An 18144-nucleotide genomic window follows, 5' to 3' on the forward strand; every position below is an offset into this window, starting at 1 on the left:
AACTAACCCGCGGCGCTGGATTGCGGGCCTAGATTGGCGCGCTTGTCGAAACGGGCGACGCGCGACAAGAGATAGTCGACCTCGGCCTTGGCCGTCGCCGTCATCGTCGCGCCGGGCTTGCGCTGCGCGCTGGAGGCGATGATGCCGCGCTTCTGGAGTACGTATTTGCGCACCGTCAGGCCGACGCCGGGCTGCTGCTCGTAGCGGATCAGCGGCAGATGCGCGTCGAAGATGTCATGCGCAGCGTCGCGCTTGCCGGCCTTGGAGAGGTTCACGACGTCGATCAGAAGCTCGGGGAAGGCGTAGCCGGTCATGGCGCCGTCGGCGCCGCGCTCCATCTCGAAATCCAGGAACGTGCCGCCATTGCCGCAGAGGATCGAGAGTGAACGGAGCGAGCCGTCCTTCTGGAAGCCGCGCAACGTCGAGATCTTCTCCAGGCCCGGCCAGTCCTCGTGCTTGAGCATCACGCAGTTCGGATTGTCCATGACGATCTTGCGGATCACGGCGGGGGTGAACACGACCTGCAAGGTCAGCGGATAGTCCTGCAGCACCCAGGGCACATCAGGGCCGATCGCTTCCGCCGCCTGCTTGAAATAGCCGACGATCTGGTCGTCGGTGCGCAGGCTCGGCGGCGGCGCGATCATCACGCCGGCCGCGCCCGCATCCATCGAGGCCCTCGCCAGCGAGCGCATGGTGGCAAAGCCCGGCGCGGAAACGCCGACGATCACCTGCATCTTCTTGGCGCGCTTGACGTAGCGCACCGCCACCTGCTCGGCCTCGGTGGCATCGAGCTTGGGCGCCTCGCCGAGGATGCCCAGCACCGTGACGCCGTCGCAGCCGACCTCCTCGTAGAAATCGGTCAGGCGGTCGATCGAGCGCTCGTCGATCCGGCCGTCGTCGTGGAACGGCGTCGGCGCGATTGCGAAGGTGCCCTTGGCGTCGGCGGTGAGTTTCATCGTCTTTCCTTGTCTCTCTCTTTGTCGTCATTCCGGGATGGCCCGCAGGGCCAGGCCCGGAATCCATAACCACAAGCCGGGGTTATGGATTCCGGGCTCGCGACTTCGTCGCGCCCCGGAATGACCGTGTGGCTAAACCCGCCGCGCCCCCATCTTGATCTGCTCCTCGGAGAAGAAGATCTCCTTGGCGTGATCGACGATGTCCTGGGCCTTCCAGCCCGAGTGCGGCGGCTTCCAGCCTTCCATCTCCATCATCCGCATTTCGCGCACGCCGCGGGGCCCGGATACGCCCAGCACCTTGCCGGTCTGATCGCCCGACAAGTCGCTGACCATGTATAGCACGGCCGGCGCGATGCCGTCCGGCCCGAGTGCGGCGCCGGGGTTCTCCTTATAGCGGGGCAGGTCTGCGGTCATGCGGGTCAGGGCGCCCGGGGCCAGCGTCCAGATCCGAATGTTGTACTTGCGGCCTTCGATCGCGAGCACGTTGGACAGGCCCCAGATGCCGCCCTTCGCCGCGCCGTAATTGGTCTGGCCGAAATTGCCGATCAGCCCTGATGTCGAGGAGGTGTTGACGATGACGCCGCCGCCGTTTTCCCGCATCCAGCGAAACACCGGCAGGGTGCAACAAAAGGTGCCCTTCAGATGAACCTTGATGACCTTGTCCCAGTCGGCTTCCGACGCTTTTGCGAAGGTCTGATCACGCAAAATGCCGGCATTGTTGACGAGGATGTCGGCCCGGCCGAAGTGCTTGATGGCGTCGTCGAACACCGACTGGCCGCCTTCCATGGTGGAGATGTCGGCACCGTTGGCGACCGCCTTGCCGCCCTCGGCCTTGATCGCGTCCACCACCTGCTGCGCCATGGACTTGTCGGCTCCGGAGCCGTCGCGGGGACCGCCGAGATCGTTCACGACGACCGAGGCCCCTTCCCGCGCGAACAGCTTTGCATAGGCCTCACCGAGCCCGCCGCCCGCGCCGGTGATCAGCGCAACCTTGCCGTCGAGTAGTCCTCCCATGGTGGCGTCTCCCTGTTTCTATTCTTTCGTGTCCCGGACGCGATGCAGCGTGCAACGCTGCGTCGCAGAGCCGGGACCCAGTTCTTGTCGGGCACTCTGGGCCCCGGCTCTGCAGCGCACCGCACCGGACGATGCTTCGCATCGCCGGGAGCGCTGCGTTGCGTCCGGGGCACGAGACCAGCCTAACCCAGCACCGTCTTGCCGTTCTTGATCACCGTGACCCCGCGCGACTTCACCTTGGCTTCGAACGAGATCACGTTGCCGTCCTTCCAGAGGTCCATGGTCACGGTCTCGCCGGGATAGACCGGCGAGGAGAACCGCGCGACGTGCTGGCGGAAGGCGCTCGCGTCGTAATCGGCATAGGTCTGGAGCACGCCGCGGCAGGTGATGCCGTAGGTGCACATGCCGTGCAGGATCGGACGCGGGAAGCCTGCCTTGCTGGCGAACTCCGGATCGGAGTGCAGCGGGTTACGATCACCGCAGAGGCGATAGACCAGTGCCTGGTCGGGGCGCGTGGTGATGTCGACGGTCTTGTCGGGGCTGCGCGACGGGATCTTATGCGGATCCGGCTGCGTCAGGTTCGGTCCGCCGAAGCCGCCATCGCCGCGGGCAAAGCGCGAGGCGACCAGCGTTGCGAGCTTCTCGCCCTTCTCGTTCTTCAGCACGGTCTGGTGAACGATGACGACGCCTTTGTCCTTGCCCTTGTCGTAGACTTCGAGGACGGAGGAGTCGGCTGTGATGTTCGCAGCGACCGGCAGCGGCTGATGGAAGGTGATGTCGCGTTCGCCGTCGACCACCATGACGCGGTTGAGATTCATCTCGCCGGGCCCCGAGCCCCAAGCCGCGACGGAGGCGAAGGTCGGCACCACCTTCAGCGGGCGCGGCGTGTATGTGCCCTCGTTGACGAAGGCGAGCTCGTTCTCGTCCATGGGATCGGCGCCGAGCCCGATGCCGTAGGCGTAGAGCATCACCTCGCGGTCGGTGTAGGCGTATTTCTGGCCGAGGTTTTTCAGGCCTTTGAGCTCTTCGTATCTGGCGGACATGTTGTTTGTCTTCCTCCCAGGTATCTCCGCGAGCAGCGGCGCTCGTTAATGTGCCCTCTCCCCTGGTGGGAGAGGGCAACGAGAGCCGTGCCGCAAACTCATTTGGGTGAGGGGTTGCTTCCACATCGATAGCTCTCTCGTTGAGACAGACCCCTCATCCGGCGCTTCGCGCCACCTTCTCCCACAAGGGGAGAAGGGAAGAATCTTAGACAGCCGTGAAGAACGGCAGCGGAGCGCCGTCGGTCGGCTTGAACACCACCTTCACCTTCTGGCCGATTTTGAGCGTCGTAAGATCGCAATCGACGAAATTGGTCTGCACCGACGGGCCCTCCTTCAGCGTGACGTAGCCGATGGCGTATGGGCCGGTCGGCGATTTCCTCATCAGGCTGTAGGTGTAGATCGTGCCCTCGCCCGACGCCTCTTCCCACACCGTCTTGTCGGAGTAGCAGAACGGGCAGATCGAGCGCGGGAAGTAATGCGCCTCGCCGCAGGCGGTGCAGCGCTTGATCATGAACTTGCCCTCTTTCGCCGCGTCCCAGAACGCGGCGGTCTCGGGGGTCGTGACAGGTGCCGGATACTTTTTCACTTCGCTCATCACACGCGCTCCAGAATGGCCGTCGAGGCGGCGTGGCGGACGCCGAGCAGGCCGCCGGTGCCGTGGGCGATGGCGAGATCGCAGTTCTTGACCTGCACCTTCGGATGCGCCTCGCCGCGCAGCTGCCTGACAGCCTCGAGGATCTTGGTCATGCCGCCGCGGTTGACCGGATGGTTGCTGCAGAGGCCGCCGCCATCGGTGTTGAACGGCAGCTTGCCGACGCCCGAGATCAGATTGCCGTCGGCGACGAACTTGCCGCCCTCGCCCTTCTTGCAGAACCCGAGGTCTTCCAGCTGCATCAGCACGGTGATGGTGAAGCTGTCATAGATCGAGGCGTATTTGATGTCCTTCGGCGTGATGCCGGCTTCCTCGAACGCGCGCGGGCCGGACCAGACGCCGGCAGAATATGTGAGGTCGAGATCCTTGCCGCCACGCGGACCCTTCATCGCCTCGCCATGGCCGATCAGGCGCACCAGCGGCTTCTTCAGGCTTTTGGCAATCTCGGGCGTCGTCACGATCAGCGCGCCGCCGCCATCGGAGACGACGCAGCAATCCATGCGATGCAGGGGATCGGAGATCATCGGCGAGTTCAGCACGTCCTCGACGGTGACGACGTCCTTGAGCATCGCATGCGGATTGTATTGCGCATGGTGGGAGGCCGCGACCTTGATCCAGGCGAGCTGCTCAGAGGTGGTGCCATAGTCGTGCATGTGGCGCATGGCACACATGCCATAGGCATTGTGCGTGGTCGCCCCGTAAGCGGATTCGAAATCGGCCTCGGCGCCGGCTGCGCGGGGCGGCATCGCGCCGGTGCGCGGCTTGCCGGCGAGCGTAACGAGCGCGATCGAGCATTTGCCCGCGGCGATCGCCTCGGCGGCATGGCCGAGATGGATGATGTAGGAACAGCCGCCGGTCTCGGTGGAATCGACGTGGCGAAGCTTCTTGGTGTTCAAACCGAGATAATCGACCATCGGCCACGCGCCGCCGGGCGCATCGCCCGCGCAGAAATAGCCGTCGACATCGTCCTTGCTGATCCCGGCATCCTCGATCGCACCCTTGGCGACCTCGGCATGAAGCTGGGCGGTGGATTTGTCCGGCGCATGCCGGGTCGGGTGTTCGTAGATCCCGGCAATGTAGGCCTTGCCCTTGATGGTCAAAACTTCTGTCTCCGCTCGCGTCTCGTCTTGGCTCTTTTTTCTGAACCGCACCGGGCTGATTGGCAAGCGCGGAAATATTCCGCGCCGCGAGAGAGCGGCGGGTTGGCGCGAGAGGAGCGCATGGGAAATCCGGGCCCCGGATAGAAGGCGAACCGCCTGCCGCGTCGTCATTGCGAGGAGCCCTTGCGACGAAGCAATCCAGAGTCCCGCCATTGAGGGATTCTGGATTGCTTCCACCTTCGCCAAGGCTTCGGCGGACAAGTCGCTGCGCTCGCAATGACGAAGTTCGCGGACACCGACGTCGCTCTTTCACTCACAACAGCCTCGCAGACACACGCCCGCATCCTCGCGGCGTATCTCGCCCGAGTTATGCTCCCGTCTTGCCTCCCTCCGGAAACAGAGGGCGCAGGGAAGACCGGGTGCCGGCTGGGCACCCACGGTCCGCTGTGCGCGAATTGCGAAGAACAGATGCACAGCGGCATACAGGTGCGGCCAAACACCCGGCCTTCCCTGCGCAGTGGCTTTACGGCTTATGTCGCGCTCTCCCCGGGGAGCGTTGCACTATTGCCCCCGTCGCCTTGCGAGTGACCCGCAAGACTTGACGCACAGACCCCGGGCGTCAGGACCACACGATTTTGCCGTACGCGACACCGCGCCCGTCGTGCACGAGACAATCGCCCCGCGCGACGCAGCCCGCGTCCACCGCCGCTCACCCCGCGTTTCGTGACGATCGCGATACGCCCCTCTGAGGGGGATGAGGTGACGGACGGATACGACAATTCCGAATTTCGGTAAGGTGGAATCTTTGCACGAATATGGATTGACCCACGGCATGGGTGTTTTGCCCGACGGTAGCGTAAAGGATGGTGTCGTAGGGTGGGCAAAGCGACTTGTCCGCCGTAGCTCGAAGAGCGAAGGCGGAAGCGTGCCCACCTGCTCAGGTGCTATTCTGGTGAGATTGTGGGCACGGCGCTTTGCGCCTTGGGCCGCGCTACGATCCGATTAATGTAGCCGAGGGGCCAGGAGCTTTGAAATCCTTGCTTCCGCTGCTCCTGCACCGAACAGGCCGTCGCTGTCCAACAGCTGCAGGTCATCATAGTTCGAGAGAAGCTCGGACACGCTGCGAAGCGGATCGTCGTTCGCGTACCGCACCAGCCAAGCCTTTCTCGAAATTGGATCGCGCCTGACAAAGTCGGGGAATGGCCAATCTGCCTGATTCCAACTGGGAATCTTGCCAATGATCAACCACCGGCCTTCGATCAGCCCGAGGTCTCCGAAGCGAATTCGGGCCACGGCAAGATTGGGATGAAGCTCATCGAGCATCGCCGCTGCTGGCGTTTCGAGACGCGGACCGAAAAAGTATCCCAGCAGAACCCGTCCCCGGCGGGGCGACCGGGCAACGACTCCACGGGCAAATCCGCCGTTTCGAAGCGGCAATGCGAACACGGAGCCTTCCTCGTAGGGCAGTTTCATCTGCTGTCGACCGTACCGATGACGGGATGAGTGGCGCAGTGTCGTAGGGTGGGTTAGCCGAAGGCGTAACCCACCGCTTTGTTCTCAGCGGAGGCAGAAGCGGTGGGTTACGCCTCGCGAACCGCGCTTCGCGCATTCGCAAGGCTAACCCACCCTACAGGACCTACGAGACCGCCCTACTCCGCCGCGATCTGCCTTGGCGCAGGCGGCGGGTTGGCGAGGTCCGCGGCGAGCTGAGCGTAGCGGGCCTTGGCGTCGTGTACGGCCTTCTCCTTCACCGGGCCGTAGCCGCGGATGCGGTCGGGCAGCGAGAGCAGCTCGACCGCGGTGTCGATCGTGACGGGCGACAGCAGGCCGAGCACGGTGGCGACGTCCTTTTCATAGCCGGCGATGAGGTCGCGCTCGAGCTTGCGGTCGGCGCTGCGGCCGAAGATGTCGAACGGCGTGCCGCGCAGGAACTTGAACTTGGCCAGCACGCGGAAGACGTTCAGCATCCACGGGCCGAAGGCGCGCTTCTTGGGACGGCCCAAGGCATCGACACCGCCTGCCAGGATGGGCGGCGCGAGGTTGAAATTGAACTTGAAGTCACCCTCGAACTGGTCGCGGAGCTGCTGCTCAAAGGCGCCGTCGGTGTAGAGGCGCGCGACCTCGTATTCGTCCTTGTAGGCCAGCAGCTTGGCGTAGTTCACCGCGACCGCGCGCGGCAGTGCATCGCCATAGCCTCCCTTTGCCGCGGCATCGCGCACCTGGTCGACCAGCTTGCGATAGCGCTTGGCGAGACGAGCGTTCTGGTAGGCGGTCAGATGCTTGGCGCGATGCTCGATGACCTCGTCCAGCGTCATGGCATCCAGCGTCTTCGGCGCGATCACCCCGTCCGCGCCCTTCAGCATGTCGGCAAGACGCTGGGGATCGGCGACTGCGAGACGGCCGAGGCGGAAGGCTTCCTTGTTCATCTTGATCGAGACGCCATTGACCTCGATGGCCTGCTCGATTGCTTCCGCGGACAGCGGCAACAGACCCTTCTGATAGGCATAGCCCATCATCATCATGTTGGTGGCGATGGCATCGCCGAGCAGCTGCTCGGCAGGCTTGGTGAAGTCGAAGAAAACCGAATCCTTGTGCAGCGCGGTTTCCAAAAGCCCGGTCAGCTTGCGGGTCTGGAAATTGAAATCGCGGTTGAGGACGAAGTCGGCGGTGGGAATGACGTGGCTGTTGATGATGCCGCGGGTGCGGGTGGAGTCACAAAGGGTGATCGTGTCCTTGGCGACCGCGACGACTTCATCGGCGGCGAGCACGAGATCGGCCGTGCCGGTGACGATGCGCGAGCAGGTCACCTCGGCCGGATGATCCGACAGGCGGACGTGGCTGAGCACCGCCCCGCCCTTTTGCGCGAGGCCCGACATGTCGAGGATCATCGAGGCCTTGCCCTCGATATGGGCGGCCATGCCGAGCAGCGCGCCGATGGTGAGCACACCGGTGCCGCCGACGCCGCCGACGGCAATGTTATAGGGCTTGTCGAGCGTCGGGCGTGAGGCCGGCTCGGGCAGCGCGCCGATCTCGGCGAACTCGGCAGGCGCGCGGTGGCGCGGCGCGCCGCCGTCGATGGTGACGAAGGACGGACAGAATCCCTTCAGGCAGGAATAGTCCTTGTTGCAGGACGACTGGTTGATGGCGCGCTTGCGGCCGAACTCGGTCTCCAGCGGCTCGACCGAGATGCAGTTCGACTGCACCGAGCAATCGCCGCAGCCTTCGCAGACGGCCGGATTGATCATGACACGGCGCGCCGGGTCCTCCATCAGGCCGCGCTTGCGGCGACGGCGCTTCTCGGCGGCGCAGGTCTGCACGAACACGATCGCGGAGGTGCCCTTGTATTCGCGGCACATCTTCATGACGTTGTCGAGCTCGTCGCGGTGATACTTCTTCACCCCGGGCGCGATGGTGTCTGCCGGGTAAGCGTCGGGGTTTTCCGAGACCAGATAAATTTCGCTGATGCCCTCGGCATGAAGCTGGGCCATGATCTTCTGCGGCGAGAGATCGCCGTCATGACGCTGGCCGCCGGTCATGGCCACCGCGTCGTTGTAGAGGATCTTGTAGGTGATGTTGGCCTTGGAGGCGATCGCCTGGCGGATGGCGAGAATGCCGGAGTGGAAGTAGGTGCCGTCGCCGAGATTGGCGAAGATGTGGTTCTCGTTGGTGAAGGGCGCGATGCCGACCCAGGGCACGCCCTCGCCGCCCATATGCGTGAACGTCTCGGTCGAGCGGTCCATCCACAGCGCCATGAAGTGACAGCCGATGCCGGCGAGCGCGCGGCTGCCTTCGGGGACTTTCGTCGAGGTGTTGTGGGGGCAGCCGGAGCAGAAATAAGGAGTGCGGGAGACCGGCGCGACAGCCTGCATTTGCGTGGCCTGGCGGCCGTTGAACCAGTCGGCCTTGGCGCGGAGCATCTCCGCGATCTCGGGGTTGAGATCAAGTCGAAGCAGTCGCTCGGTGAGCGAGGTCGCGAGCGAGGCGACGCTGAGCTCGGCGGCGAAGGTCAGGAAACGCTTGTCGTGCTCGTCCATTTTGCCGACGATGCGGGGCCGGACGTCGTCGCGCCAGTTGAACAGCTCCTGCTTGACCTGGTTCTCGACGATCTCGCGGCGCTCCTCGACGATGAAGATCTCCTCGAGCCCGACCGCGAAGTTGCGCACGCCCTCCGGCTCCAGCGGCCAGGGCATGCCGATCTTGTAGAGGCGAAGGCCGATTCGAGCGGCGACCTCCTCGGTGATCCCCAGCTCGCGCAGCGCCTGGCGCACGTCCTCGTAGCTCTTGCCCGAGGCCATGATGCCGAAACGCGCGTTCGGCGAATCCATGGTGACGCGGTTGACCTTGTTGGCGCGGGCAAAGGCGATGGCGGCAAAGCCCTTGTAGTCCTGCAGGCGGCGATCCTGCTCGAAGCGGTCGTCGGGCCAGCGCAGGTTGAGGCCGCCGGGTGGCAGCTCGAAATCGGTGGGGATGATGAACGGCTTCATCTCGTCGGCGAGATCGATCTCGGCGGTGGTCTCCACCGTCTCCGTGATCACCTTCATGCCGACCCAGCAGCCGGAATAGCGCGACATCGCGATGCCGAGCAGGCCCATCTCGATCATCTCGTGGATGCTCGAGGGATAGAGATACGGCATCAGCGCCGAGATGAAGGCGTGGTCGGACTGATGCGGGACGGTGGAGGATTTGGCGCCGTGGTCGTCGCCGGCAAGGCAGAGCACGCCGCCGTTCTTGGCCGAGCCCGCGGCATTGCCGTGGCGGAACACGTCGCCGCAGCGGTCGACGCCGGGGCCCTTGCCGTACCAGATGCCGACCACGCCGTCGTATTTGGCGCCCGGCGAGAGGTTGAGCTGCTGCGAGCCCCATACCGCGGTCGCGGCGAGGTCCTCGTTCACGCCCGGCTGGAACTTGATGTTGTACTGCTCGAGGTGCTTGCGGGCGGCGAACAGCTGCTGGTCGTAACCCCCGAGCGGCGAGCCGCGATAGCCCGAGATGAAGCCCGCGGTGTTGAGGCCGTTGGCACGGTCGCGCCGGATCTGGGCCATCGGCAAGCGGACCAGGGCCTGGATGCCCGTGGTGAAGACGTGTCCGGTCTGCTGGGTGTACTTTTGATCGAGACTGATCGGACCCTGGTTGATGCCCATGCTTGTCCTCGCTTGCGCCCTGTTCAGGTCTTGCTGACTTAAGTCGTTGCCCGCCCGTTGTTTTTAGCTAGGGCGCGCCGACCATCTGCGCCACTCTATGTCGGATATTTCATGATCCGCACCACAAATCTGGACCAAAGGAGGCCTCGGGTAAAAATCGCAATTTCGTGGCCTGAAACACGTTGGCGATTTTCAGTTTGTGTCACCATACCCCCGTCGTTGCGAAATGAATCGACGCTGCGTTCATGCTGGTGGGGTCGATTGGTCGCAGGAGAGACCGAGCATGCGGACGATTCTGGCCGGTATCGCGTTGTGCAGTGCAGTCGCCAGCGCGGCGATTGCCGAGCCGGCGCCGGAGCTGATCGCCTATGGCAAGGCGCTGGTCGAAGCCGGCGACTGCGCGGGCTGCCACACCGCCGATCCGGCCAAACCGTTTGCCGGCGGCAAACGCATCGACACGCCCTTCGGCGCGATCTACGCGCCGAACCTGACGCCCGACCGCGACACCGGGATCGGCGCCTGGGCGGATGCCGATTTCACCCGCGCCCTGCGCTATGGCATCGCGCCCGACGGCTCGAACTATTACCCGGCGTTCCCCTACCCCTACTTCACGAAGATGACGAAGGACGACACGCTGGCGATCCGGGCCTATCTCGGCAGCCTTGCGCCCGTCGTCAGCAGCAACAAGCCGCCGGAACTGCGCTGGCCATTCGGCTATCGCGGCCTGATGCGGATCTGGAACGCCCTGTATTTCAAGCCCGGCCTGTTCGAGCCGGACCAGAGCCAGAGCGCGGCGTGGAACAGAGGCGGCTATCTCGTCACCGGGCTCGGCCATTGCGGCGCCTGCCATACGCCGAAGAACTATTTCGGCGCCGACAAGCAGGCGCAGGCGCTCTCGGGCAATGAGGTCGGCGGCTGGTACGCGCCGCGGCTCGACGGTGCCACCCGCACGGGGCTGAAATCCTGGAGCGAGGCAGACATCGCCGAATATCTGCAGAGCGGCCGCAACGCCAGGAGCCATGCCGGCGGACCGATGGCCGAGGTGATCGTTGGCTCGACGGCGAAGATGAGCGATGCCGATGTGCGTTCGATCGCGGTTTACCTGAAGAGCCTGCCGCCGGCGCGGCGCGAGACGATCGTGACGCCGCCGGAGGAAGCCGAGATGACGGCCGGACAGGCCGTCTATGCGAAGCTCTGCGTCGCCTGCCACGAGACCGACGGCACCGGCAGCCCGCGCATCTATCCGCCGCTGCCGGGCAATGCGCTGCTGCAATCGGTCAATCCGTCCTCGACCTTGCGCATCATCCTCGACGGTGCTCACACCGTGACGACACCGCGCGCGCCGAACATTGGCGAGATGCCTGCTTACGCCAAGCAGCTGTCCGACGCCGAGATCGCCGCGGTGACGAACTACATCCGCAATTCCTGGGGCAATGCGGGCCCGCTGGTGACGCCGGCACAGGTGGCGAAGGCAAGGAAGGAGAAGTAGTCAGCTCTCTCCCCGTCATTGCGAGCGCAGCGAAGCAATCCAGCATCTTTCCGCGGAGGGACTCTGGATTGCTTCGCTGCGCTCGCAATGACGGCGTGGATGGAGCTATCGCTCCTCATCCCCCGTGAACACAAACTTCGGCATCTCCCATTTGTAGCGCACCGCAAGCAGGCGGAAGCTGATGCCGAGGACGAAGGTCAGGATGGTCCAGAGCTCCGCATTGAGCTTGAGACCAAACGCGGTGGCATAGAACAATCCCGTCACCACCGAGACGCTGGCGTAGAGCTCGGAGCGAAACAGCAGCGGCACGTCGTTGCAGAGCACGTCGCGCAGCACGCCACCGGCGCAGCCCGTCACCATGCCGGAGACGATGACGATGGGCAGTGTCGCATCCATCTGCCAGGCCACGTCGCAGCCGGCCATGGTGAAGACGACGAGACCGATGGCATCGAGCACGATGAAGGCGACCTTCAGCCGATGCACGAGACGCGCAAACAGGATGGTGAGGAAGGCGGCGCCGCCGGCGAGCGCGAGATAGATGGGGCTCTGCACCCAGGCCAGCGGATAATGTCCGAGGAAGAGATCGCGCAACGTGCCGCCGCCGAGCGCAGTGATGCAGCCGAGGAAGCAGACCCCCAGCCAATCCATGCTGCGGCGTCCGGCAGCGAGCGCAGCCGTCATGCCCTGCGCGGCCACCGCCACAAGGGACAGGAAATGCAGCACGCTATCCGTCGGCGGCAGGCTCCACATCGCCGTGTTCCTCCTCCCCGATAGGGAACTCAAGGCCCGGGGTCAGACAGAACAGGTTCCCGATTCCCCGGATGGGGGCAATATGCGACGAAAGCATCAGGTGGCGCGGAACAGAATCTCGCAGCTGTGGGTTGTCCGGGGGTCATAACCCGAGGAGATCCAATCGATGGCTGACGACCGTTTTCCCAACGATCCGTACCGCCCGAACCTCGCCGACGATGAGTATACTCGCGCGGCGCGCCGGGATGCCGACCTGCAGGCCGATCCCGAGCTCGGGGAAGGTCCCGCCTCCAGCGGCAAGATCGCACTGTTCGCGGTGGCCGTCGCCCTGGTGCTGGGCGCGGTGTTCTACGGCTTGAACAACACGACCACCGGCAACCAGGCGAGCAATGAGCCGGCATCGCGAACCGCTCAGCAGACCGCGCCGGCCAGTCCGGCCGCACCTCCCGGCATGCGTGACGTGACGCCACGCAGCAACACCGAGCCGGGCACGACCACCGGCGCCGCGCCGAGCAGGCCGGCCCCGACGACGCCGGCTCCGTCCGACGGCGCGAAGTAACATCTCGCAGTAAAGCGCGAGAGCGGCGGGATGCAACATCCCGCCGCTTTTCGTTTGGCTAAAGCGCGATGAGATTTGGACGAATCGTCATCGCGCTTTAGATCTTTGTTTGAGCATGATCGTTTCGGAAAACCGCTTCACACTTTTCCGGATCATGCTCTAGCCGAACATCTTGTTGAGCTCGCCACCGGGATAGCCGCCGCCGAGCTCGGTGAAGGTGCCCTTCTCCGCCATCTCCTTCGCCGCGCGCATGAAGCCGCCCCAGGCGGCGCGGGCGAGCGAGCCGCCGACGCTGATGCGGCGCACGCCGAGATCCTGGGCTTCCTGCAGCGACAGGCCGGACGCGCCGATCAGAAGATTGAACGGTTTTGGTGCGACAGCCTTCACCACTGCGGCGATGTCCGCGCGGCTCTTCAGACCCGGCGCATAGAGGCAGTCGGCGCCGGCATCGGCATAGGCGGTGAGCCGGTCGATGACGAGCTTGAGATCCGTCACGCCCCAGAGATACGCCTCGCATCGGCCGACCAGCAGCGTGCCGCTGTCGCCGATCGCCTTGCGCGAGGCCTTGATGCGCTGGACGGCCAGCGCACGGTCGTAGAGCGGCTTGTCCTTGTCGCCGGTGGAATCCTCGATCGACAGGCCGGCGACGCCGGTGCGCACACCGCGCTCGACATTGTCTGCGACCTTGTCGGGCTCGACCGCAAAGCCGCCCTCGAAGTCGGCGTTCACGGGGATGTCGACGGCCGAGCTCAATGCTGCCAGATGCTGACAGACGTCCTCGACGGTGACGTGGTTGTCGGCCTTGCCGATGGTCCAGGCAAAGCCCGCGCTCGATGACGCAATCGCCTTGAATCCGAGATGCTGCAAGGCTTTCGCACTGCCGACATCGACCGGATTGGGCAAAACGAAGCAGCCGCTCTCGTGCATCTTCCTGAACGTCGCGCGCTTGTCAGCGGTCGTCACGTGCATGTTTCTCTCCCTTGTTGGCCGCGCAGAGATAGGCGTGCGTTCTCAACTCCGCCAGTAGGCGTCGTGCACGGCGCGGCTGTCCTTCGGGGCCTGCTCGCGGTCGGTCATGCCATAGTCCCGGATCACGCTGGCGATGCGCAGGTGATAATCGGCGAAGATCTGCGCCCTGCCTTTGGCCTGGGTGCGGCGGTGCTCCATGGTGTTGCGCCAGGCCTGGACGGCTGCCTCGTCGCGCCAGAACGACACCGACAGGATCTTGCCCTTCTCAGTCAGGCTCTCGAAACGCTCGACCGAGATGAAGCCGTCGATGGTCTGCAGCAGCGGCTTCAGATCGGCCGCGAGGTCGAAATAGTCCTGGCGATGTTCCGGCTTGGGCCAGACCTCGAAGATCACGGCGATCATGGGCGTCTCCTGCTGTTGGTGGACTTACAATACCACCTTGCGCAGGAAGGTGCGTTCTTCAGCGAGGATGAATCTGTGTTCCTCGGCGAAGTGGAAGTTGGCCATGCCCTCGGAGTCCTGCCGCAACCGCGCACGATAGGCTTCATAGGCGGCCAGGCTCTCGAAGCTGATCAGCCCGAACGCGATGTTGTTGGTGCCCTCATGCGGCATGAAGTAGCCGATCAACTCGCCGCCACATCTCGGGATGATGGTGAGCCAGCGCTTCGCATATTCCTCGAACTGGGCGCGCTTGAACGGATCGAGCTGGTAGCGGATGAAGACGGTGACGGACATGATGGGCTCCTGTTTCCATGGCGTCATTGCGAGCGCAGGTCTCGTAGGGTGGGCAAAGCGAAGCGTGCCCACGTCCTTTGTCCGCCACGACGATTGGTGGGCACGTCGCTGCGCTCCTTTGCCCACCCTACTGGCGCGCTCCTCGCAATGACGACTTGGTGAGAGGGTACGTCCTTGCCCGACGACAATGCTTCGGTTACCATCGAAGCATGAAATCAGGACCCGACATCGCCATGGTCGCCTCGCTGGTCGGCGACCCCGCCCGCGCCAACATGCTCACGGCGCTGATGAACGGCCGCGCGCTCACGGCGAGCGAGCTCGCGCAGGAGGCCGGCATCACGCCGCAGACCGCGAGCTCGCATCTGTCGAAGCTCGAGGCCGGCGGCCTCATCGAGCCGGAGAAGCAGGGCCGCCATCGCTATTACCGCCTCACCGACGACGACGTCGCCAGCGTGCTCGAGCGGCTGGCTGGGCTTGCGGCGCGCACCGGCCATATGCGCGTGCGCACCGGTCCAAAGGACCCTGCGCTCCGGCGCGCGCGGATCTGCTACGACCATCTCGCCGGCGATCTCGGCGTGCAGATGCTGGACTCCTTGCGCGAGCGGCATCTGGTCAGGCAGAGGAAGCAGGAGATCGAGCTGACCGCCGAGGGCGAGCGCTTTCTCGCCAGGCACCTGCAGATCTCGCCCGACATGCTCAGCCACCCGCGACGCCCGGTCTGCAAGGCCTGCCTCGACTGGAGCGAACGGCGTCATCACCTCGCCGGCACGTTGGGGGCCGCCATGATGCAGCGCTTTGCCGAGCTGAAATGGGCGGCGCGCGATCCCACGCCCGGCAGCCGCGTCGTGAATTTCACCCGCACCGGCGAGAAGCAGTTCGCTGCGTTGTTCGGCAAGTGATCCGGGCATCGGTCACGTTCGCGGCCGCTAGCGACAGCAGCGTGTCGTCCGAGACCCAATGCTGCCAACGTTCATGCCGCATTCAGGTCATGATTGGCAGGTTTGGATCGCGACGTCTCGGCACGTCCCAGATTTAACGTGTCGAATCGTGTCTCTTGATTCATTGTGCGCCCGCAAGCGCTATTCCCCGAAGCCTGCCCCCAAGGACAAGAAGGAAGATCAAATGAAATACCTGTTCGCCGCCGTCATGCTCGCCAGTGCGGTCGTCGGTTTCAGCGAGGCGGCCAGCGCCGCCGGCGGTTGCGGCCCGGGCTGGTATCGCGGCCCCTATGGCGGTTGCCGTCCGATGCGCGGCGCTGTCGTGGTTCGCCCCGCCCCGGTGGTGGTCGCCCCGGCGCCGGTCGTCGTCGTGCCTCGTGCGCGCGTATGCCCCTACGGTTTCCGCTGGTACGCCGGCCGCTGCCGCCCGTTCTGATCTCCTTCCATTCCGTTGCAAAATGGCCGCGGGGCGAATGCCTGCGCGGCCATTTTTTGTTGCTGACGATTCACCCGCAGCGGAACCGGAGCACTTCCCAAATCGAAACGGGGACCGCCAGCGGCGATCCCCGTCGCGTCCGAGAATGGCCGCGAGCTTACCAGTAATGGCGGCGGTGCCAGCGCCGGTAATGCCGGCGCCAATGGCGGCGGCGCCAGCCCCAGTGGCGGCCGCGCCCACGCCAATGAACTTGCTCAGGCGTCAGCTTGGCGGCTTCCTCGCTGGTGGTGACCGCAGGATGAGCGTCGGGATTACCTTGCGGCGGCCGGGCGGGATCAGCGAGCGGCTGCGGTGACAGCGGCGCGGCCTGCGCGGCAGTCGCGGCGAAGGCGGCGGCGCCCGCCGTCAATCCCAAGGCAAGTTTCAAAAAGTTCCGGCGCTCCATGGCAATTCCTCTAGGCTACCTGGCAAGTGATGCAGAGGAAGTGTCGCGGCCACGACATGAACCAAGGCTGAATCGCGTGTTCAGAATTCGTTGCGAGCGGACATTCGGTGCGCCCTATTGAGAAAACTCCTGCGCCAGCAGCAGCGTCTCACGCGAGCGCTTCACGTCGGGCCAGTCGCGGTTGAAATCGGCGACGAGCTTTTGCAGCGCGTCACCTCTCAGCATCGCATTCAGCTTGGCCTCGTCCTCGAACTGATACATCGCCTGGTGCAGCGAGGGATCGTCGAGACTCCAGAACCGCCAGGCTTTGCTCACGCCGAAGGCCTTCACCGCGTCGGGCAAATGTTCCGTCTCGTACCATCGGTCGAAAGCAGCGCGCTTGCTGGCGTCGGGAACGACGGCGCGAACGACGAAGAAGGCTGCTGGCATCGGGTTTCCTCCCTTTGTTTGCCGCAAAACTAACCGCTTTCCGCCGCCGGCGACAAAAAGGTTGGCCTTGGTGTCGGAATGGACGCCCTTCGCTCGTCCTATGCGTCGAACCAGGACGGAGACAGCAAATGGCCGACCTCACCCTGACCACCTTCAATTGGGTTCCCGAGCCGCCGCGTGGCCTCGTGCGCGTCTTGCGCGTGCGCTGGGCTCTCGAAGAGGCCGCCCTGCCCTATCGCGTCGCCAGCACCCCGTTCGACGATCGCGGGCCTGCGCACCTCGCGCACCAGCCGTTCGGCCAGGTGCCGTGGCTGACCGACGGCGACATCTCGATCTTCGAGACCGGCGCGATCCTGCTGCATCTCGGCGAGCGCAGCGACAAGCTGATGCCGACAGATCCGCGCGGCCGCACTGAAGCGACGAAATGGGTGTTCGCGGCGCTCAATTCGGTGGAGATGGCCAGCCTGCCCTGGACGATGTCAAAGTTCATGGGACATCCGACCGACACGGCGGCGTGGAAATTCGTCGACGACTTCCTCAAGCTCCGGCTCAGGCGTCTCGAGCCGGTGCTCGGCCCCCGCCAATGGCTGGCCGGATCCTTCTCCGTCGCCGACATCCTGATGGCGGACGTACTGCGCGTGGTCGACAAGTTCGACGGGCTTGCGGAAAGTCCTGCCTGCCGCGCCTATGCCGCGCGCGCCACGGCCCGCCCGGCGTTCGCCAAGGCGCACGCCGACCAGATGGCGCATTTTGCTGCGGGGGACAAGGCACGCGGGGCGTGATGCGCCTCACATAATCAATCCTGTGCCCGGCGTACAGTCGCCACCATTGGAAGAAAGCAATTTGACAGGTGCCACATGGTCCGCATCGAATATCTCAAACGACAGATCGCGCGCGCCGAGCGGCTGGCCAAGGCCATCCTCGACCGGCAGACCGCCGACCGGCTCCAGGCCTACGCCGCCGAATGCCGCGCCGAATTGTCGGAGCTGACGCTCAAGACCGCCGCGTGAGGTGGACCGGGGAGATACGTAGGGCGGATTAGCGCTAGCGTAATCCGCCACTTCTCCATCCCGGTGACGCATACCTTGGTGGATTACGCTGTCGCTAATCCACCCTGCCGCGTCACACCAGCTTCAGCGGAGCATCGGCGACGACCCTCAGATCAATGCTGCCGATCAACGCTGAACGCCGCGCCTCCGCAGCACTGATGGCCTCGTCCGTCTGTCGCAACGTCGAGACGTTCGAGCCGAGCGAGACGATCCCGCCGAGCACCAGGGCGATTGATCCGAGCGCTGCGGTCTGACCAAATCCGAACAGACCGAGGATCGTCACCAGCAGCAGCGCCGCCCCGCCCCCGATCGCGATCTTAGACGCCAGGATGTACTTCCGGCACCGCTCGGCGATCTCGGCGAGCCGCTCGATCCGATCTTCGATGTCGGAGATTTCGTCGGTCGGATCGTCTTCGGTCATTGGATTGAGGATACCGAT

Annotated in this window: 20 protein-coding genes; 6 read left to right on the top strand and 14 right to left on the bottom strand. The window is 64.6% G+C overall.

The window, feature by feature from the left end:
• Positions 1 to 2 precede the first annotated feature (2 nt).
• The 7 genes from N2602_RS24330 to N2602_RS24360 all read right to left on the bottom strand — a co-directional run bounded on the left by N2602_RS24330 (position 3) and on the right by N2602_RS24360 (position 9906).
• Positions 3 to 956 (bottom strand): dihydrodipicolinate synthase family protein, encoded by a 954-nt coding sequence (locus N2602_RS24330; RefSeq protein ID WP_260379701.1) that lies wholly within the window; start codon positions 954 to 956, stop codon positions 3 to 5.
• 132 nt (positions 957 to 1088) lie between these two features.
• Positions 1089 to 1970, bottom strand: coding sequence for an SDR family oxidoreductase (locus tag N2602_RS24335; RefSeq protein ID WP_260379702.1), 882 nt, complete (start codon positions 1968 to 1970; stop codon positions 1089 to 1091).
• Positions 1971 to 2152: 182 nt separating this feature from the next.
• Complete coding sequence (locus tag N2602_RS24340) at positions 2153 to 3013, bottom strand: MaoC family dehydratase (protein ID WP_260379703.1); 861 nt, start codon at positions 3011 to 3013, stop codon at positions 2153 to 2155.
• Between the two features lie 205 nt (positions 3014 to 3218).
• Positions 3219 to 3608, bottom strand: coding sequence for a Zn-ribbon domain-containing OB-fold protein (locus N2602_RS24345; protein WP_260379704.1), 390 nt, complete (start codon positions 3606 to 3608; stop codon positions 3219 to 3221).
• Positions 3608 to 4765 (bottom strand): thiolase domain-containing protein, encoded by a 1158-nt coding sequence (locus tag N2602_RS24350; protein WP_260379705.1) that lies wholly within the window; start codon positions 4763 to 4765, stop codon positions 3608 to 3610. Before N2602_RS24350 ends, N2602_RS24345 begins: the two co-directional genes overlap by 1 nt.
• A 1002-nt stretch (positions 4766 to 5767) precedes the next feature.
• Entirely contained in the window at positions 5768 to 6238 is a 471-nt protein-coding gene (locus N2602_RS24355) for an immunity 26/phosphotriesterase HocA family protein (protein WP_260379706.1), read from the bottom strand.
• 176 nt (positions 6239 to 6414) lie between these two features.
• A complete protein-coding gene (locus N2602_RS24360; protein WP_260379707.1) occupies positions 6415 to 9906 on the bottom strand; it encodes an indolepyruvate ferredoxin oxidoreductase family protein in 3492 nt (1163 codons plus the stop codon).
• Between the two features lie 283 nt (positions 9907 to 10189).
• Here N2602_RS24360 and N2602_RS24365 point away from each other — a divergent pair, with 283 nt between their 5' ends.
• Positions 10190 to 11395, top strand: a complete 1206-nt coding sequence (locus N2602_RS24365) for a cytochrome c (RefSeq protein ID WP_260379708.1) — start codon at positions 10190 to 10192, stop codon at positions 11393 to 11395.
• A gap of 105 nt (positions 11396 to 11500) precedes the next feature.
• On the opposite strand, the gene N2602_RS24370 is transcribed toward N2602_RS24365, so the two are convergent.
• Positions 11501 to 12145: a trimeric intracellular cation channel family protein gene (locus N2602_RS24370; protein ID WP_172783230.1), complete on the bottom strand. Its 645-nt coding sequence runs from the start codon at positions 12143 to 12145 to the stop codon at positions 11501 to 11503.
• A gap of 166 nt (positions 12146 to 12311) precedes the next feature.
• On the opposite strand from N2602_RS24370, the gene N2602_RS24375 reads away from it, so the two are divergent.
• On the top strand, positions 12312 to 12704 hold the full coding sequence (locus N2602_RS24375) for a hypothetical protein (protein ID WP_172783229.1): 393 nt from the start codon (positions 12312 to 12314) through the stop codon (positions 12702 to 12704).
• A 159-nt stretch (positions 12705 to 12863) separates the two neighbouring features.
• Here the strand turns inward: N2602_RS24375 and N2602_RS24380 are convergent, their stop codons facing one another.
• From N2602_RS24380 to N2602_RS24390, 3 genes are read right to left on the bottom strand one after another with little or no spacing between them, the layout of a single operon-like run.
• Complete coding sequence (locus tag N2602_RS24380) at positions 12864 to 13673, bottom strand: oxaloacetate decarboxylase (RefSeq protein WP_260379709.1); 810 nt, start codon at positions 13671 to 13673, stop codon at positions 12864 to 12866.
• 42 nt (positions 13674 to 13715) lie between these two features.
• Complete coding sequence (locus tag N2602_RS24385) at positions 13716 to 14075, bottom strand: antibiotic biosynthesis monooxygenase (RefSeq protein ID WP_260379710.1); 360 nt, start codon at positions 14073 to 14075, stop codon at positions 13716 to 13718.
• Between the two features lie 24 nt (positions 14076 to 14099).
• A complete protein-coding gene (locus N2602_RS24390) occupies positions 14100 to 14408 on the bottom strand; it encodes an NIPSNAP family protein (RefSeq protein ID WP_260379711.1) in 309 nt (102 codons plus the stop codon).
• Positions 14409 to 14617: 209 nt separating this feature from the next.
• Here N2602_RS24390 and N2602_RS24395 point away from each other — a divergent pair, with 209 nt between their 5' ends.
• Positions 14618 to 15307: a winged helix-turn-helix domain-containing protein gene (locus tag N2602_RS24395; RefSeq protein WP_260379712.1), complete on the top strand. Its 690-nt coding sequence runs from the start codon at positions 14618 to 14620 to the stop codon at positions 15305 to 15307.
• Positions 15308 to 15530: 223 nt separating this feature from the next.
• Complete coding sequence (locus tag N2602_RS24400) at positions 15531 to 15782, top strand: GCG_CRPN prefix-to-repeats domain-containing protein (protein ID WP_172783804.1); 252 nt, start codon at positions 15531 to 15533, stop codon at positions 15780 to 15782.
• Positions 15783 to 15939: 157 nt separating this feature from the next.
• Here the strand turns inward: N2602_RS24400 and N2602_RS24405 are convergent, their stop codons facing one another.
• Positions 15940 to 16227, bottom strand: a complete 288-nt coding sequence (locus N2602_RS24405; protein WP_260379713.1) for a twin-arginine translocation (Tat) — start codon at positions 16225 to 16227, stop codon at positions 15940 to 15942.
• Positions 16228 to 16341: 114 nt separating this feature from the next.
• Positions 16342 to 16656 carry a hypothetical protein gene (locus tag N2602_RS24410; RefSeq protein ID WP_260379714.1) on the bottom strand — a complete coding sequence of 105 codons (315 nt, stop codon included), beginning with the start codon at positions 16654 to 16656 and terminating at the stop codon, positions 16342 to 16344.
• 128 nt (positions 16657 to 16784) lie between these two features.
• On the opposite strand from N2602_RS24410, the gene N2602_RS24415 reads away from it, so the two are divergent.
• Both N2602_RS24415 and N2602_RS24420 read left to right on the top strand, forming a co-directional pair.
• Positions 16785 to 17438 (top strand): glutathione S-transferase family protein, encoded by a 654-nt coding sequence (locus tag N2602_RS24415; protein WP_260379715.1) that lies wholly within the window; start codon positions 16785 to 16787, stop codon positions 17436 to 17438.
• A 75-nt stretch (positions 17439 to 17513) separates the two neighbouring features.
• Positions 17514 to 17666, top strand: coding sequence for a hypothetical protein (locus N2602_RS24420; protein WP_172783222.1), 153 nt, complete (start codon positions 17514 to 17516; stop codon positions 17664 to 17666).
• Positions 17667 to 17778: 112 nt separating this feature from the next.
• On the opposite strand, the gene N2602_RS24425 is transcribed toward N2602_RS24420, so the two are convergent.
• Positions 17779 to 18126: a hypothetical protein gene (locus N2602_RS24425; protein WP_172783221.1), complete on the bottom strand. Its 348-nt coding sequence runs from the start codon at positions 18124 to 18126 to the stop codon at positions 17779 to 17781.
• Positions 18127 to 18144: the final 18 nt, after the last annotated feature.

It is taken from the genome of Bradyrhizobium sp. NC92, assembly GCF_025200865.1.
Taxonomy (GTDB): Bacteria; Pseudomonadota; Alphaproteobacteria; order Rhizobiales; family Xanthobacteraceae; genus Bradyrhizobium.